Source organism: Paenibacillus sp. YN15, assembly GCF_003285005.1.
Lineage (GTDB): Bacteria > Bacillota > Bacilli > Paenibacillales > NBRC-103111 > Paenibacillus_AR.
In genome coordinates this window covers 41,268-59,180 of sequence record NZ_QMFA01000036.1, presented here as the reverse complement: position 1 = coordinate 59,180, position 17,913 = coordinate 41,268, and the positions used below count along the sequence as shown (strand labels likewise).

Sequence of the window (17,913 nt, the reverse complement as noted above, 5' to 3'; positions counted from 1 at the left end):
AAAACCCGCGTCCAGCGCGGGTTTTTAATTTGCGCAGAAGCCTCGGCAGCCGCAGTCCGCAGCGAAAGCTTGGCCTTCTATGCTACTTCAGCCCCTTCGGAAGCTGGATTTGATTCTCCCGGTACAGCTCCCCGGTTTTCCGCGGTACCTGCGGCACGGTAATGGCCATGGGGCCGTCTCCGGTCTGAACGGTGGCGGTGACCCACAGTCCCTCCTGCTCCAGCCGGACGGCGGGCAGCGCCTGCTCCTCGCCCAGGGAGAAGACAAAAACCCACACCGCTCTCTCCAGAGTATGAAAGTCAAAATTCCGTTCCTCGCCCGAGGCAATTACATAATCGAGGCACACCCCATTGGCTGCGCGCTCCACCTGCACGGAGAGCGGGCCGTATGAGCCGCTGTCCAGCACCGCTTCCACCTGCAAGGCGGTGTCTCCAAGCTGCGCCGCAAGGCGCATCCCCTCCTGAGCCACCGGCACATCCAGCCCTGCCGCATCGCCTCCCAGCAGCAGGCGAACGCGCAAATCCTTGGCCCTGAACCGGCCGTTAATGATATCCAGGTCCTGATGCCAGGCGCCATTGTCCGTGGCCAGGTTGAAGCTGAACAGCACCTGCCGGCGGAACTGCACACCGCTAAAAATCGCCGAGCAGAAATCCTTGCCGTCCTTCAAAAATTGCAGTTGGACCGACACCGTCTTCCCATCTCCGGCAGCCACATACCCCAGCAAATTGCGGCGCTGGTTCCACATGCTGCCCATGCTGTAGCTGCCGAGAGTCAGCCTCCCGTTCTGGTACGTGGTGGCGTAATTCTGGTAGCCGGCCTCCTTCTCATGCAGCGTAGGCTCCGTAAAATACCGCTCCTCCGGCGAGCTGAACAGGTAGCGGTACTTTTCGGGGCAGCGAATGCCTGCCGGATCATCCTTCAGCGCGTCGGCCAAAAACACTTTTTCATTGGGCCGCAGCATGGTGCCGTATGTCCGGCTATGCGGTCCTCCCCATGCCCCCGTCGCCGGGTGATAGTGCCAGGCCACCATATGCCAGGCGATATCCAGCAGCCGCTCCGCCACCGCCACGGCCTCCGCCGATTCCGACTGCGTATAGATGTCGTGCAGCTCCTCAATGGCAATGGGCGTATAACAGGGGCTGTTATATTCCGAAAACGTGCCGATATCCGCCGTATACGCATAGAACGCCTGAAGACGCCGGATACCGTAGCCGCACAGCTCCTCATTCCCCAGCAGCTCGCCGCCAAGCAGCGTTACCAGCGCGCCCATAATGGCAATGTTGGTATAATGGGGCCCGACATTGCGGATCACAATGGCCTGACAGGCATGATACACTGCATCCCGGAGCCGGGAGACAAGGGGCTGCGGAAGAAGGGGCGCATAATGCTTGGCAATCAGCAGCAGCTTCTTGCCGTGGAAATCCGCCATATTCCAATCGGGGCGATCCATCTCGTCCAGCGTTTCCTCATAAAAATACGGCCAAATCCCATACGTTCCCCGCGTCGGGTCCTGATCCTGGCAGGATACCACAACCTCCAAAATCTCGGCTGCCCGCTGCGCATACTCCTTGCCGCCCGCCTGCAGAAGCTCATAAGCGTAGCAGGCCGAGGGATACAGAGCGTGGACAACAGGATGGGTGTCCGGCTTCAGCGCCGTGTGATAGGTTGCAGTCAGAGGCGTCCGGACCAGCTTGACCAAAGGGTCATAGTTTGCTTCCGTGGCCTGAAGCTTCGCCAGCAGTTCGGCATGATGCATGATGGTTTTCCTCCCTATTGAGGTTATATTCTCCCGAAGCAAGCTCCCTGGTTATTCCCCCATACACAAGGGTTGCCGAGGTTCCTTCCGGTATAACCAGCCGGATATGTTCCGTATCCCATGAAATTTCCAATCGGCCATAAGGGGTTTGATGCCAAGCTTGAAATTCCTGCACATCTGCGGGGATGTGGGGAGCAAGCCGGATGCGCTTGAATCCCGGATAGCAATCGTCAATGCGGAAACCTGCAAGCGCCTTATAATACCAGGCGCCGATTTCCGAAAACATATGATGATTCATGGATGAGCCGCCGTACCAGTTTTCCCCCAGAGTTCCCGCGCATAAGTCCGCCATGTAGCTCCAGCCCGGAAAATCCCTCTGGGAGGCAATTTTATAGGCAAGCTCAACATGCCCATGGTCTGTAAGAGCGTCCAAAAGCATTTTGGCGCAAAATATCCCCCCCATGATGTGGCAGTCCGCTTTTTCCACTGTCCTAATCAGCTGATTCAGAGTTTGCGGCACATCCTCGGCAAGGCCAAAATAAAGCAGTATGGCATAAAAAAGCTGGCTATCTGTCTGAAGGCTGCCATATTCCCGCAAGAACGCAGCTTTAATCTCCTCCGCCAGCCCGGAGGCCTGCCGCTGATGTTCCCCCTTATGCAGAATCCCGGAAATTCTCGCGAATAAATCGGCCATATAAAAGGAATAAGCCGTCAGCAATACTTCTGTCGGGCATTCGGGCGCTCCGGCGGGGGCAGACCAGTCGCCCACGCCGATCCGGCAAATCCCATGGTCAAGAATAGAACGAAGATACCCGAGATACTTCTCCATCGGTTCATAATACCTTTCTACATAAGCGGTCTGGCCCGTGTAGCGGTACAGCTGCCAGGGGATGACGAACAGCGCGGCATCCCAGGCCGGTCCGCACAGCATATGATCATATCCCCAGCTGCTGGTGGGGGCGATACAGGGAATACGGCCGCTTGGGCGCTGGCAGTCGGCAAGATCATCCAGCCATTTCACATAAGCGTCCTGGATCGCAAAATTAAACAGCGCCTGCTCACAGGACAGATGGGCGTCTCCGGTCCAGCCGTTTTTTTCCCGGTGCGGGCAGTCGGTGGGGATGTGGTGAAAATTGGTCAGGGTGGAACGGCGCACGGCCTCCTGAATTTTGTCAATACGGGAATTGTCGCATAGCAGCCCCCCGGCGTCGGGCAAATCAGTGTGGAAGCAGCGGGCCACCACCTCAATGGTTTCATACTCTCCGTAGACTCGCGCATAACGGAAGCCGTTGTAGCTGAATTCGCTGTGCCATACCTCGGTTCCCTGGCCTGACAGAATGTACTCGTCACGTTGAAACCGTTCGTCATACACATGCTGCTTGTATCTTTCCAGGTCCGGAGTTCCCGTGGCCCGCAGCAGCTCGAAATATTGAATGGCCACCTTGTTTCCTTTTTTGCCTGTTACCTTGATCTCCACATTTCCCGACAGGTTGACGCCAAAATCATAGATAACCGGCAATGGCCCCGGGATAATCGCCACCGGCTCGATGATGTCTCGCACTCTTATGGGCGGTATCCGCTGCTCCTCCATCATCCCGCCGGGAGCGGGGGTAAGGGAAGCCTGCTCCCATCCTTCGATCCGGTGCCCCCCGTCGAAGGTTTCCCCACACCGCAGGGAGTTGAACACAGTGCCGCTCCGGGCGCATTCCCAGCTTGTATCGGAAACGAGGAACAATTCCTCATCGATATATAGCTCTGCAATCATTTTGGGCTGGGCGCGCCAAACCGCATGTTCAAACTGCCAGGCGGAGGCCTGCATTTCGTTATACCAGCCGTTTCCCAATGTAACTTCGATTTCATTGATGCCTTCCGCCAAATACCCGCTTACATCGTAAACATTATACAAAACTCGTTTGTCATAGGCGGTAAAAGCAGGCTGCATGATCTCATCACCCACACGCTGGCCGTTGATGGCCATCACATAGAAGCCGAGTCCGCATATGCGGACTTGAGCAGCTTTTACGCCGCTTGGAAAATGGAATATTCTTCTGAATACGGGCGCAGTATGGCCGGGGCATCCGGCGAAGGTGATCCATTGGGCTTTCCACTCGGGCTTGAATTTCATTGCTTCACATTCTCTCATGGATTTTGTTGGCGGGGACTTCCCTTTCTGCCTGCCCCGCGGCAGCGGTCAGGGCAAATTGCTTTGTGCCTGCTCCCGGTATTCCGAAGGGGTAAGGACTGTCAGCTTTTTGAAAATCCGGATAAAGGTGTTGACATTGCTGTAGCCCACCGCCTCGGCAATATCCCTTATCTTCGCATCGGTTTCCACCAGCAGCTTTCTGGCTTGGATAATCCGCAAATTCATCAGGTAATCGATAAAATTGCTCTCCGTCTGCTCCTTAAATAGCTTGCTCAAATGGGACACGCTCACATGGTATTCATCCGCCAGCATGTTCAGGGACAGGTCGACTCTGCTGAAATTGGCATGGATATAGTCCAGCACCTTGACCACCAGATCATTTTTCTCCCGGCTGCTTCGTTTGTGCCGAATCTGCTCCATGTACTCCTGCAGCGTGGACAGGATAAAACCCTTCATATCTTCCAGATTGTCGTGCTGGTTCAGAGAATCCTGCATCTCCTGGGGCAAGCGGAACTGCTTCGGCTCAATCCCCACCTCTCCCGCCACTACGGCGGCCTTCATGAGACATTGCAGACTCATCTGCCGAATCAATTCGGGAGGCACGCCATATTGAGTGAAAGCGTCGAACCAACGGTCTATCTGCGTCTTCAGCTTGTCCCCGTCCAGAAGCTTCAGGGAATCCATCATGCCGTCCGTCATCATCACCAGGCGGTAAAATTGGGCCGATTCCTCACTTTGCACATCATCCTGGGTAATCACCGTATTCGTCCCCAGAATCAGCCGGTAGGTCAGCACATTGCAGGCCTGCTTGAAGGACAGATGGATCTCCCCCGGCGATTCCGCCAGTCCGCCTACACCGATGGTCACAGTCCGCTTGAAGTTTTCCGCCACATAGTTTTTGATCAATTCCGCCACTACTCCGGCCCGCAGTTCGCCCTCCTCGTCGCCGTCCTGGAAGCTCATGAGAATGGCGCAGCAGCCGTTTTCCAGCTCGATGGCCACCCCCTTGCCCTCCGCCTGGATTAGTTCCTCGGCCACATTGCACAGGGCGTAATTGTACAGATGGATATCCCGGGGCGTCAGCGGCTCATGGCGCTGGTCAAATTCCGCCACCAGCACCACAAAGCGGTTCATATCCAGCTCCATTCCCAGCATGTCCATATACTGTCTGGTGTTGGAGATATTGATTTTATAATCGGACAACAGTTCCATCACCAGCTGCCACTTCAGAATCGGCTTGGTGTCCCGGACCTGCTTCTGCAGCTGCTCACTGTTCACCAGAATATCCTCGAACCGGGATTCCAGCAGCTTCAGGCCATCCCCTCCCGCATCCCCAACAGGGTGGGGAGTCAGAGCGTTCAGCTTGGCTGTGATGGTCTCCATAAACCGGTCCAGCGGCTTGAAGGTCCATCTGCCTACAGCAAAAGCCAGCACTGCCGCCAGAAGGAGGAGCAGAGCCGACAAAACGGCGAGCGTATTGCGAATCACCATCAGGGGTTTGTTCAACTCGATCTCCGAGACGACCCGCACAATTCTCCAGCCCGTATACGGATTCACCTTGTAGAAAACAGTGGAGGCTTTATTGTCCACTGTGGCCTTGAAGTAACCCGACTTCTTGCCCATCGCCGCCATCTCCGCCACGAAGGGGGTGGAGCCCCAGCTTTCCCCCAGCGAGGACTCGTTGGGATGAATCACCACCACGCCATCCTTGTCCAGCACCAGGTTTACTCCCTGGGCATCCTGCTCGTGGTGAATCAGGGGCAATAAAAGCTCCTCCTTCAAATTGAAGGCCACCGCACCCTTGCGGTAGCCGGAGGAATGAATCATCGGATAGGTCCGGACGAAGGTCACCACATTGCGGTAAATGGGAAAGTTGGAGTTTCGGAGCAGCACCTTGCGGCTGCCCAGCCAGTCGGAATAGCCGTCGAATTGGCTGAACCGGCCGATCCAGGCGTAATCCTTCACCCGCAGCTCCTCCGTGAGAATATCCCCCGACACCAGCCGGTCCTGGGAGTAGGAGTACATATCCACGGAGAACAAATATTCGTCGCTGTGGATGAGCCTGTCGATATGATTGCCGACGCGGTAATCATTGTCCGTCCGCTCGCCCTGCGGCAGATCGTCGTCAAAAAACCTTCTTACCTCCTCATATTGGATCAATTGGAGGGCTTCATTATCCACATTCTTCAGCACCAGCTCCAGCTTCTGCTCCATATGCTCCAGCAGCTCCACATTGGTGCGGATCAAGCGGTCCTTCAGGTCATCGGTAAAGATCAGATAAAACAGCACCGCCGATACGGTTATGATCAGGAACAGAAACATGATCAGGCCTGTGATCACTTTTTTCATCCACCGGTTCTCTGTACTGCTCACGCTTCTGTTCATGCCTCTGTTCCTTTCATGTGCGTAATTGGCGGTGCTTACAAATTACTTGAAGCTGGCTTTGTTCGCTTCATACCATTCCTGGGCCATGGCTTCCACCTTCTCGCCGCCCAGACGCTTCCATTCCTTGCGGATTTCCTCCAGACCCCAGGCTGCCGTATATTGGCTGCCCTGCATGGCCACCTTGGCGCGCACTCCTTCGATGAAGGGCTTGAGTGCAGCCTGAATATCGTTCAGCTCCGTGAAGTTGGGCTGATAGGGAATATCCCGGCGGAAGGCATTCTTGGTAGCCGTCTCCAGCCCCTTCTTGCTCAGTGCGGCCAACCGTTGGGAGACCTCATCCGGCGCAGCCTTCACCAGCAGATCGGCAGGGGAGAACTTCACATCCCGCAGGAACCCGTACTCGCCGGCATAGGCCACTTCCTTCTTGTACTTATCCGCATCCAGCTGCTGGGCCACTCCGTTCACATTCTTGTAGTGCACCCCTTCCGTACCGTTAACCAAGGTCATCCAGCCTTTGTCCACCAGCCAGTCCAGATACTCTACAGCCGCCTTGGGATTCTGCATTTCCTTGTTGAACGCTACAAAAATGAAGGGCGCAGTCTCCTGGTACAAGCCAAACTTGCCGTTTTTGGTGGAAACCGGCTCCAGCGGCACAGGATTGGCGTCAGGAACATTCTTCCACATATCCCGGATATGGACCTCCATGGCGCCGCTTCCCCAGCTGGCCGCATAGATGCCGGCCTTGCCAGTGGTCCAGAGCTGGTTGGCTCGCTGGAAGTTCTTGTCGGTGAGATATTCCTTGTCCACCAGCCCTGCCTCATACATTTGCTTCTCCAGAGCCAGCGTATCGCCGAACCGGTCGAGGGTGGCGCCGTACTTCATTTTGCCGTCCTCCAGATACCATTGGCTGTTGATGGCGGCGTTCATGGCGGAGTAAGCGTCAAAGGTGGTGCTGCCCACCAGAGGGGTTGTATCCGCTTTGCCGTTGCCGTCCGGGTCCTGATCCTTGAATGCCTTGGCTACCGTGATCAATTCATCCATGGTGGTTGGCGTTTTCAGGCCCAGCTTATCCAGCCAATCCTGCCTGATCCACATGCCGTGGTTGGCGATGGAATCCAGGGTCCGTTCGGTGGCGACGGCGTACATTTTGCCCTCGAAGGTCAGGTACGGCTTCAGCTCGGGATGCTCCTGCAAATATTTTTTATAGGAGGTGCTGTATTTCTCAATATATTGGTCCACCGGCTGAATGGCTCCCTGGGTAATCAGCTTGCCGATATAGTTGCGGTCATACTCCCAGATCAGATCCGGAGCCTGCTTGGAGGCAATCAGCACGTTCAGCTTGTCCTGAGCCTGGTTGCGGGGAACGGGAACCACCTTCACATCAATGCCGGACTGTTCCCGAATCCATTTGACCCAGCGGTTGTTTTCGTAGGTGCCTTCGTCGCTGGAAACCGAGCCTCTGTCGAACATGGAGAAGCTGACGGCCTTGGGCAGATCGGCATACGGATCAGCCGCCGCCGTTCCTGCAGCCGACGCCCCCGGCGATGGCGAGGCCTCCCCCGCCCCCTTGTCCGAGCATCCCGCCAATACCGCGCCGGCCAGCACGCATAAGGCAAACGCTGAAGCAACCCGCTTTTTGTTTTGTCTGGTTTTCATGTGTAGACCTCCTGATTTCATTATAATATATCAAGACTGCGCAAACAGCCTCCGATATCAGCCTTTGACAGAGCCTAACAGGACTCCCTTTACAAAGTGCTTTTGCAGCAGCGGGTACACGCACAGGATCGGCATGATGGAGAACACAATGGAGGCCGCCCGCACACCCTCCGGGGTAATCATCCGCTCCGTGACTCCCTCGCCGCTCCTCAGCATCTCCGGGCTGACCAGGTCGATCATCTGGTACAGCTTGACCATCAGGGACATCTTGTCGGTGCTGCGGATGTAAATCAGCACATTCATGTAGGAGTTCCACCAGCCCACCGCATAAAACAAGGTCAGCGCCGCAATTACCGGCATGGACAACGGAAGGATAATCCGGAACAGCACCACCCATTCGTTGGCCCCGTCCATGGCCGCCGATTCCTCTACCTCCGCAGGCAGCCCCTCGAAGAAGGATTTCATGACGAACATGTTGTAGACGCTGACCAGGGCAGGCAGCCAGATGGCCCAATAGGTATTGACCAGCCCCAGGCTGTTGATGAGCAGGAAGTGGGGAATCATTCCGCCGCCGAACAGCATGGTGAACAGCACGCCCTGCAGCAGAACGCTTCTGCCCTTCAGCCTGGGCTTGGATAAGGGATACGCGGCCAGAATGGTAAACACCATATTGAGCAAAGTACCTACAACTGTAATCAGGACCGTGTTCTTCATGGCCACAATCAGTTGTCCGTCATCGATCAGATTCCGGTACGTCTCCGTGTTGAAATCCACCGGCCACAGGAATACCTCGCCTGCGGAGATAGCCCTGCTGCCGCTGAAGGAGGTGGCGATAATATTCAGGAAAGGAAATACGGTTGCAGCGGCGAACAGCGCCAGCACGATATTGTTGAGCCAATAGAACAGGCTCGTCTTGTTAAAGCCTTTTGTCCTCATGGGACGATCCCTCCTTTCTGATTGGGCTACCACAGCCCCCGTTCTCCCATGGCTTTGATCAGCCCGTTGACGCTGACCACCAGGATCAGCGCCACCACCGACTGGAACAGGCCAAGCGCCGTGGTGTAGCTGTATTGCAGATTTTCGATTCCGCGGGTATACACATAGGTGCTGATGACCTCCGCCACCTGGTTGACGGCGGGATTTTTCATGGTGAACACCTGCTCGAAGCCCACATCCATCATTTTTCCCACCTGCAGGATCAGCAGAATTGCTGCCGTGCTGCGGATGCCGGGCAGGGTTACGTGCCAGATTTGCCGGAGCTTGCTGGCCCCGTCGATCTTGGCGGCTTCATAAAGGGTGGGATCAATTCCCGCCATGGCGGCCATGTAAAGGATGGTGCCGAAGCCCGCCTCCTTCCAGATGCCCGACACCACAAAGGAGACGGGCCACCAGAAGGAGCTGGCCATAAAGTAGATCGGCTCCATCCCGAAGAGCTTCAGCACCGTGTTGACGATTCCCGTGGAGGGAGACAGCATGGCAATGACAATGGTGCCCAGCACCACCCAGGAAATAAAGTGGGGGATATAAAGCAGGTTCTGCAGCACCCTCTTATAGCCGTTCCCGCGCACCTCATTCAGGAGAACAGCCAGGATAATGGGCACCGGGAAGGCAAACACCAGATTGTACAGATTGAGCAGCAGGGTATTGCGCAGCACAATGTAAAAATCGCTGCTGGAGAACAGCTTCCGGAAGTGCTCCAGTCCGGCCCAGCTGCTTCCCCAGATGCCCTCGGTCAGACGGTAGTTTTTGAAGGCGATGATTTCTCCGAAGAGGGGGGCGTACTTGAACAGCAGAAAATATACAGCCACCGGTACAAGCATCAGGTACAAATATTTGTCCCGCAGGATATGCTTTCTCCACCCCTGCCTGGGACGGGCGGAGGACAGGGCAGCTTGAGCAGGCTGCGGGTGCGGGTATGTTCCTTGGGATTGCCGCAAGGGGATCTCTCCTTTCGTATGCTGTTGAATCTGCCCTAACGGTAACACGCGGCAAGAGGAACCGAAATCGCTACCTTTTGCTCCCGTATCTTTTTTCGGGAGGTTTTGATCTTTACTTTTTGTGATGGTTTTTACTTTTTGGGAAATGAGGCGGTATCCGCCGCTCCAGGCAGCCAAAAAAAGACTCAGCAACCGTAAAAACCGATTGCTGAGCCTTCAGGCGGGCCCGCTATCCGCCGCGGACAGCGCAGCGGTCTTACAGGCCGGGGGTGGGGACCAGCAGCAAATCTCCAAAAGCATCCGGGTTCTTGGACGAGCCAATTCCGCTCATATACTCCATCCAGCCCCGTCTGCCGGAGCCGTCGTCATCATTAATGAGCAGAGAGAACCCGAAGTCCGCTCCCGGGACCGCCGTGATTCCGGCCGGCAGCAACGCGCTCCACGGAATCGCCATTTCGTAGGTTGTGGCGCCGCTGCCGTCATCCCGGTTGACCGCAAATTGCGCATCATCCATGCCTGCTGTTCCCGCCGCGGCCATCCAACGCCACTGGATGACGCTCGCGGTATTCCGGTTCAGCGCCACGCCGAGCTCATTATACCCAAGCACGGGCGTTTCCGATTTTCTGCCGGGGTCGAGGGCGAACTGAATGCTGTCGCCCTTCCACATATCGCTGCCTGTGCCATTTTGCACATGGACATTGTCCTTGACCGCAACGGCAAGATAGAGCCGGTCCTCATCCCACTGCATGTATCCTGTGCCGCTTAGGTCGGAGACTCCGCCCCAACCACTCATCTGCGCCTGTGCAGCCTGATCGATGGAGAAGGGCATGGCTGCGGCCCATTCGCCCTGCGCCAGAGTCCCGTCAATGACCGGCGGCTGAGCGGCCTCCGAGGCGGCAAGGAAGCTGATCCGGCGGTCCACAACAGCGGCAGCCCCATTGCTCAGGGTGGTTTTTATCTTCAGAGCATACAGCTTCTCCTCCGGAGCTCCCGGAAACTCAAATGAAACCGTTGCCGAATCATTGGCCGCGATGGTAAACGGCTTTTCTGCGCTGCCCTGCTCCCAAGGGGAGGAATCCAGTATTTGCAGCACGCCGGATAGTGCTGTGTCTAAATGATTGCTGACGGTAATATTTACATTCCATTGCTTTCCTGCCGCTGTTTCTGTTAACTGCGGAAGCACCTGGATATGGTAAGGGTCCTTCACCTCGATGCTCTGGGCGAAATTCCCTTCCACATATACAGGCTCCTCCGACACCGGCAGGGTCATCGTTCCATCCGCCGCCGCAGTCAAGCTGCTGCCATTGCCGAACATATCGAAGGAAATTGCGCTGGCGGTCCCGAGATGCAGCAGGAGGCTTTTGGAATCCTTTTTGCTCCACAGCGCCAGCACATCCTTGCCGTCCGAGCTGCGGTGGAAGCGGTAAGCCTGCACCTGGTCCCCCGCAGGATAGGCACCCACGTAATCGGCCCCCGCAAGCTTGCCGGTCAGGGCGCGGTAAGCCGCATAATTGGCTTTGGCCGACCAGGGCACTGCCTCATGATCCCCTCTGACCAGGCCAAAATGACCCTCAAGACTTGTCTCCGGCTTATAGTCATTCTTGAAATCATACCAAAAGACCTTATCCGCAAGTCCGCTGCTTAATGCCAGCGTATATGCCCTGGCGGCATAGGCCCCTGACGCCCGCTCGCTTACGCCGCGGGCGATGACCTCATTGGTAGGCCAGCCTATTTCGGTCACCCAGATGGGCTTGGCCGGACCATAAGGCTGAAACAGCGCGTTAATGGAATGCAGACCGGCGATGAAGCCGCCGTCATCCGGGTTAACAGGATAGGTATAAGGATGAATGGAAACGGCATCCATATAAGGATAGCCGCCTGAGGCCAATACCCTCCCGATCCATTCGGCATCCGCGCCGGAGGTTGTACAGCCAATGACCACGGCATCGGGATTGGCCGCCTTAATGGCGGTGTATGCCGCTTGAAGCACCTTTGCATATGCCTCCGGGGGAAGCCGGTCAGGGTTGCCGCCTCCGATATTCCATTCGTTCCAGATTTCAAAATGATCCACCTTGCCCTTGAAATGTCCGGCCAGCTCCCCGGCGTAATGGGCATAGGCGGCAATTCCCTCATCGGTGTGGGGCGCATTTCCCCCGTCATAAAACGGGTTGCCGTAGTCGACAATCAACAAGGGGCTGAGGCCCTTGGACAAAGCCGTATCCACAAACATATCCCATGAAGCCGGGATGCTGATTTGCCCCTGGACAGTTTCCGCGTTTGCCCAGCGGGCATCCTCCCTCACCCACTTGATGCCCGTCTGCGCGATCAGCGAGAGATAAGTATCCACCAGGCTTGCATCCGTTTTGCCCATCAGATGAATGGCCGTGCCGAATATATTGTCTTGTGCGCTTCCCGGCGAAGCTGCCACCCGGCTAAAGGGGAATTGCCCCTCCTCGTCGATATTCCCGTTGTCCCCTGTGGCCTGGACCTCCAGAGTATATAAGCCATACGCCGCCGCTACAGATGACACGTCCACCCCCTGGCTGAACACCGTTCCCGCCGCCACATTGGCGTCAAGACTCCCGGTTGTGAGCAGGGCGCCGCCGTCATCCTTTACCCGGTAAAGCACTTGAACAGCCTTGTCCCGGGCAGTAGAATTTTTCATAGTCAGATTCAATACAGCCGATTCATCGCCGGAGAAAATATTGCCCGTTGGACCGCTGACCTCCATAAACAGCTCCTTCAGCTTAAGGGTAATGTCGTCAAACCAGGCTGTGCCCGTGACATTCCCGTCCAACCGGACATAGATTCTGATGTAAGCGGTTCCATTTGCGAATGAACTAAATTCCGCCGTATGCTTCGTCCATTCCTGGCTGCCTCCGGTTTTAATCAGCTTCATGGTATTGTTGTACCAGCCCAAAGCGTTGTTGTTGCCATCCACCATCAGAATGTTTACACTCGCGGCATCCGGGGCAGATATGTTGGCTGTTCTGATCCAGGCGGACAGCTCATACACTTCATCCGCATGAACAGGGATCAAGCCGCTGCCCAAATATTGTCCCGTTGCCGTTCCCGTCATGCTGGCGCTCTGATTTCCGCTGTGCTTCACCGTCGTATCAAGGACAGACCCTGCCTTTGTTCCCCATAACCCGGACTCAAAGCCGCCGTTCGCCAGCAGATTGGTCTCTTCCTGTGCACTCGCAGTCAAACTGCCGGGAAGAAGGAGACTGATAAGAAATACGATTACCATAAAAAACGCTGCACCACTTCGCTTGCTCATGGACATCATGAATACCCCTTTCGTCATTTTTGGGCAGCCCCGATAGGCTGCCGGTGACGGCTCGGACCCGTTGCCGCCCCATTGTCACACTAGAAGCTCCCCTCCTCTTCTATGCAGGATGCTGAATCCGTCCTAACGGTAACACGCGGCCAGCGGTTGCGAAATCATTACCTTTTGCTCCTGTATATATTTTTGGTGCATGTTCATCTTTATTTTTTGTGATGGTTTTTATCTTTTGGGGAAGCATAGCGCTCCAATGCGGCCTCTTCTCTTCTCCCAGTCCTCCCGGCTCGCCTCCCTGCCCAAAAAACAAAGGCGGCTGGCCCCGAAGCCCCTCTCGCACAGAGAGACTTCGGCGGTCCAACCGCCTTTTTGCCGTTTGGCTTAGTTCACTTCAGCTTTTTCCGCCAGCCAATCGAATTGGAAATCCTCGTCGGCCAAAGGCTCCACCTTCAGCGCCTTGACGTAGCCATTGCCTTTTTTGGAGAAAAAGTCATGCTGCTTGGTCTGGGTCCGGATGCCGTTCTGGACAATGGCGTTGATCTCCTCCTCCGGAAACGGCGGCGTGAGCCCCATATTCATCATGGCCTTGTTGGCGTTGTAGCGCAGGAAGGTTTTGACCTCCTCCGTCAGCCCCAAGGGATCGTACAGCTCCTCGGTATACCGTTCCTCGTTGGCATGGAGCTTGCGCAGCAGCTCCAGCAGCTCCGCCCGGGCCGACTCCTGCTCCCCGGCAGACAGTCCGGCATAGATTTCCTGGGCCAGCACCCCTACATACAGGCCGTGGATGCTTTCGTCCCGGAGAATCAGGTCGATAATCTCGCCGCTGGAGGTCATTTTACCCTGGCCCGCCAGATAGAGGGGGTAGAAAAAACCGCTGTAGAACAGGTAGCTTTCCAGGAGCACCGAAGCGCCCATGGCCAGATACAGCCCACGCGCTCCGGAGATATTTTTGTAATACGCAGAAATGGTTTCCGCCTTGTACTGGAGGCACGGGTGCTGCTCCACCCACTCAAAGATCGCATCGATCTCCTCGTTGGAGGCCAAGGTGGTAAAAATGCTGCTGTAGGACTTGGCGTGAATCTGCTCCATCATCGCCATAAAGCCCAGCACCGCCTTGCGCTGCAGCCCCTCCACATGCTCCAGAATCTGCGGCATGCCCACACCGCCCTGAACCGTATCCAGCAGGGTCAGTCCGCCCAATACCTTCATATACAAGTCCTGCTCCGGCTTGCTCAGGGTGATCCAGGACATCTTGTCATCGGACAGGGGAATCTCGTCGTCGGTCCAGAACTGCATAATATTCTGGCTCCAGAATACCTGGGTAAAATCATCGTCCGGGCGGTTCCAGTTCACCGCTTTGATGGCGCACATGGCTGTGTCCCCCTTTTTTCGTGGAATCAATGTTGATCTTTACACCGAGCAGGCGATGCACTCCTCCACCGACAGCATGTTGGTGCGGGTGTAATAAAGAGATTTCAGTCCGATCCGCGCGGCGTAGATATAGTACCGGGCCAGCTGCCGGGTGGAAATATCGCTGTTCACATGCAGCACCGTGGAAATCCCCTGGTCCACATGGGCCTGAATTTCGCCAATCAGGTCCAGCACCTTGAACTGGTCCATCTGGTAAGCGGACTTGTAATAGAAGATATTGTCCCGGGCCAAAAAGGGCATCGGGTAATAGGTGGTCGAGTTGGCGTAGGTCCGGGTCTCAATGGGCGAGACGATGGGCATTACGCTGGAGGTGGCATTTTGCACATAGGAGATGCTTTGGGTTGGCGCAATGGCCAGCCGGTAGGCGTGATACAGACCGTGGGCCTGCACCTGCTCCTGAAGCCGCCGCCAGTCCTCCGGGGAGGGGATGGGCATCTGCCCGAACAGCGTCTTCACCTTGGCGGTGACAGGACGGTAATCCGTCTCCAGATATTTTGTGAAGTAGCCCCCTGTGGCATAGTCCGACTGCTCGAAGCCCTGGAAGGTCTCCCCCTTCTCCCGGGCAATTTCCATGCTCTCCGCCAGGGAGTAATAATTCATCATCATGAAAAAGGTGCGGGCAAACTCCCTGGCCGCGTCGCTTTCGTAGGCAATCCGGCTTTTGGCCAGATAGCCGTGGAGGTTCATGGCCCCCAGGCCCACGGAATGAAGCTCCCGGTTGGCCTTGACGATGCCGGGAGCGTTGGCCACGGTGGTCATGTCGCTGACTGCGGTAAGAGCGCGCATCCCCTCCCGGACGGAACGCTCCAGAAGTCCTGTCTCCATCACGTTGGCAATATTAAGGGAAGCCAGATTGCAGCTGATGTCCTTGCGGATTTGGTCAGGCTGGCCGTAGTCGCCGATTACCGAAACCTCCTGCAGTTGAAAAATCTCCGTGCAGAGATTGGACATATTCACGGTGCCCAAAGCGGAAAGGGCATGGCCGCGGTTGGCGTTGGACTTGTTCATGATATACGGGTAGCCGGATTCCATCTGGGTGGCGGCAATCTTCACCAGCATTTCCCGGGCGGACATGATCCGCTTCTTTTTCACCCGGGGGTCGGCCAGCAAGGTCTCGTACATTTCATCCAGGTTCAGGTCGTCCAGATAACGGCCATAGGCCTTGTATACGGAGAACGGGGCGAATACGTACAGCGGCTCATCCGCCTCCGCCAACTGATAGAGCTTATCCGGGACGATCAGGCCGATGGAGAGGGTCTTCAGGCGAATCTTCTCGTCGGCGTTGATCTTCTTGCTGTCCAGGAACTCTACCACGTCCCAGCCAAAAATATTATAGTAGGCCGCGCCGGAGCCTTTGCGCTGCCCCATTTGGTCGGCGTAGGAGAAGGCGTCCTCCATCAGCTTCAGCACCGGCATAATGCCCTTGGCCGCTCCTTCCACTCCCTTGATGGGTTCGCCCCGGCTTCTCAGCTTGGACAGGTTCACCGCTACGCCGCCGCCGATTTTGGACAGCTGCATGCAGGTGCCCAGCACGTAGTTGATGGAGTTGAGGGAATCGTCCATCTCCAGCAGGAAGCAGGAAACCATCTCGCCCCGGCGTTTTTTGCCGGCGTTGAGGAAGGTGGGGGTGGCGGGCTGCAGCCGCTGCTCCATCATGGAGGCGGCCAGCCGGAGGGCCAGCTCCTTATTGCCCCGGCCCAGATACAGGGCCACGATGGCTACCCGGTCCGGGTAATGCTCCAGATACACAGAGCGGTCATCGGTGCGCAGGGCATAGTCTGTATAGAATTTGGATGCCGCCATATAGGAGGAAAAGCGGAAGTCATACCCGTGGGCCAGGGCATAAACCTCCTCCACCCCCGCTTCGGAATAGTGGGCGTAAACATCCTCATAGTAGTCGTTGTCGATCATGTAGCGGACCTTTTCCGCGGTGCTGCCGAAGGTCATGCTGCGGGCCGCAGCCTCCTCCATAAAAGCATCGGCGGCCTCCCGGTCCTTGTCCAGACGGAAGAATCCGTCGGCGTCCCGCTGCATCAGCAGATTGTTCAACTCCAAATAGCGCATCTGGCTTCCGCCTCCTTTGGGTAGGTGTGGGTCGTGGTTGGTGCGCGAGAACGATTCTCAGTATTGTCCGCGGTCCTCCCCGTTCGCTGCTGCGAGGGGGAGGTAATCTATGTAGTAAGGCTTTAGGGCAACTGTTTTTTGTAAAATGGGGCGGCCTTGCCCGGGTGAGCTACCGGACTTCAATTTCTAACAGCGGTGAGAGCCGTTATTTCCGCAAATACACCGCTTGCAGAATTCTAACGGCGGCCAGAGCCGCTATTTGAGCCGAGCAGCATGCCAGAAACCCGATTGCGCTAAAATAACGTCCCCTGCTTCCGTTAGAAATCCGAATCCCCTGTTTTGAGGCAAATAAGGGCTCTCACTTCCGTTAGAATCGCCCATGTGCCGGTGTCCCTCACCAGCAGTGGAAATGCCGGATGCAGGTGCGGCAATCCGCATAAATTTCAGCAGCCGCACACAAGCCGGAATCGATTGCCTGCCCCGGCCCAGCGACGGGCGGTGCAGCGCACCAAGCTTCTATGCCTTGTTGCGCTGCACTCCGGCCGTCACAGCCAGCCGGTCCAGCTCCTGCAGGAACTGCGCCGCCTCTTTGCCGGTGCCGGAGAGCTCGAATCTGGCCAGTACCGGCACACGGTACTGGGCGGCGATCCGGTCCGCGGCTTTGGCGAAGCCGTCGCCCCAGTTGCGGTTGCCGCTGGAGGCTACACCCGCCAGCCAGTGGCCGTTCTTCTGAAGGAAGCCCGCGGTGCTGTCCGGCACCTGGCCGAAGCCGGTGGTGTAGGTCACCAGCACGAAGGGCTCTTGAAGCTCGCCTGCCTGGGTCGCCGCCAACGCCACTGCCCGCCGCCCCAGTCCGTCTACAAACCGCCGGACATTGCCGGTGCGGGAATCATATACGATCAGCATCCGCTGTCCCTCCTTTTTTACGGAAATCCATCCAAAAGTAATCCGATGCCAGTCACTCGGTTTGATGATATCGCAATCGATGACATTATAGCTGAAAAATCAGCTATAATATTGGGATTTGAGCCGTTTACGCAATTTGTGTATGAAAAATCGAGTACATTCTCCTCCATTATGGTGATTTCACCTTATTAAGTATGAAATTTCATACTTAATGCCCTGTTGGAGAACATTCTGGTGGAATTATAGCTGATTTTCCGAGTTCAGTGGCAGGGATGAGCTTCGGGCCTCCCCACCGTACCTCTGAGCAGTTAGGTTGTATGGAGTAAGGTTGCTGAGCAACACTTGTTGAGCA

At 56.2% G+C, this 17,913-nt stretch carries 10 protein-coding genes; all 10 read right to left on the bottom strand.

All coding sequences use genetic code 11. From position 1 onward, the window contains the following. Positions 1-82 precede the first annotated feature (82 nt). The gene (locus DQG13_RS23155; RefSeq protein ID WP_113022547.1) at positions 83-1,756 is read right to left on the bottom strand and encodes a hypothetical protein; all 1,674 of its coding nucleotides are present in this window, start codon (positions 1,754-1,756) and stop codon (positions 83-85) included. Then, positions 1,704-3,881 (bottom strand): family 78 glycoside hydrolase catalytic domain, encoded by a 2,178-nt coding sequence (locus DQG13_RS23150; RefSeq protein ID WP_181592941.1) that lies wholly within the window; start codon positions 3,879-3,881, stop codon positions 1,704-1,706. Before DQG13_RS23150 ends, DQG13_RS23155 begins: the two co-directional genes overlap by 53 nt. Positions 3,882-3,947: 66 nt before the next feature. Further along, positions 3,948-6,284 (bottom strand): helix-turn-helix domain-containing protein, encoded by a 2,337-nt coding sequence (locus DQG13_RS23145; protein WP_113022545.1) that lies wholly within the window; start codon positions 6,282-6,284, stop codon positions 3,948-3,950. 42 nt (positions 6,285-6,326) lie between these two features. Then, positions 6,327-7,940 carry an extracellular solute-binding protein gene (locus DQG13_RS23140; protein WP_113022544.1) on the bottom strand — a complete coding sequence of 538 codons (1,614 nt, stop codon included), beginning with the start codon at positions 7,938-7,940 and terminating at the stop codon, positions 6,327-6,329. 57 nt (positions 7,941-7,997) lie between these two features. Beyond that, on the bottom strand, positions 7,998-8,876 hold the full coding sequence (locus DQG13_RS23135; protein ID WP_113022543.1) for a carbohydrate ABC transporter permease: 879 nt from the start codon (positions 8,874-8,876) through the stop codon (positions 7,998-8,000). A 26-nt stretch (positions 8,877-8,902) separates the two neighbouring features. After that, positions 8,903-9,877, bottom strand: coding sequence for an ABC transporter permease (locus DQG13_RS23130; RefSeq protein WP_258525820.1), 975 nt, complete (start codon positions 9,875-9,877; stop codon positions 8,903-8,905). A 256-nt stretch (positions 9,878-10,133) separates the two neighbouring features. Further along, entirely contained in the window at positions 10,134-13,157 is a 3,024-nt protein-coding gene (locus DQG13_RS23125; protein WP_181592940.1) for a sugar-binding protein, read from the bottom strand. Positions 13,158-13,541: 384 nt separating this feature from the next. Further along, on the bottom strand, positions 13,542-14,531 hold the full coding sequence (gene nrdF, locus DQG13_RS23120; RefSeq protein ID WP_113022541.1) for a class 1b ribonucleoside-diphosphate reductase subunit beta: 990 nt from the start codon (positions 14,529-14,531) through the stop codon (positions 13,542-13,544). 39 nt (positions 14,532-14,570) lie between these two features. Then, positions 14,571-16,655: a class 1b ribonucleoside-diphosphate reductase subunit alpha gene (gene nrdE / locus DQG13_RS23115; protein ID WP_113022540.1), complete on the bottom strand. Its 2,085-nt coding sequence runs from the start codon at positions 16,653-16,655 to the stop codon at positions 14,571-14,573. A 516-nt stretch (positions 16,656-17,171) separates the two neighbouring features. Then, a complete protein-coding gene (gene nrdI / locus DQG13_RS23110; protein ID WP_113022539.1) occupies positions 17,172-17,561 on the bottom strand; it encodes a class Ib ribonucleoside-diphosphate reductase assembly flavoprotein NrdI in 390 nt (129 codons plus the stop codon). Positions 17,562-17,913 lie beyond the last annotated feature (352 nt).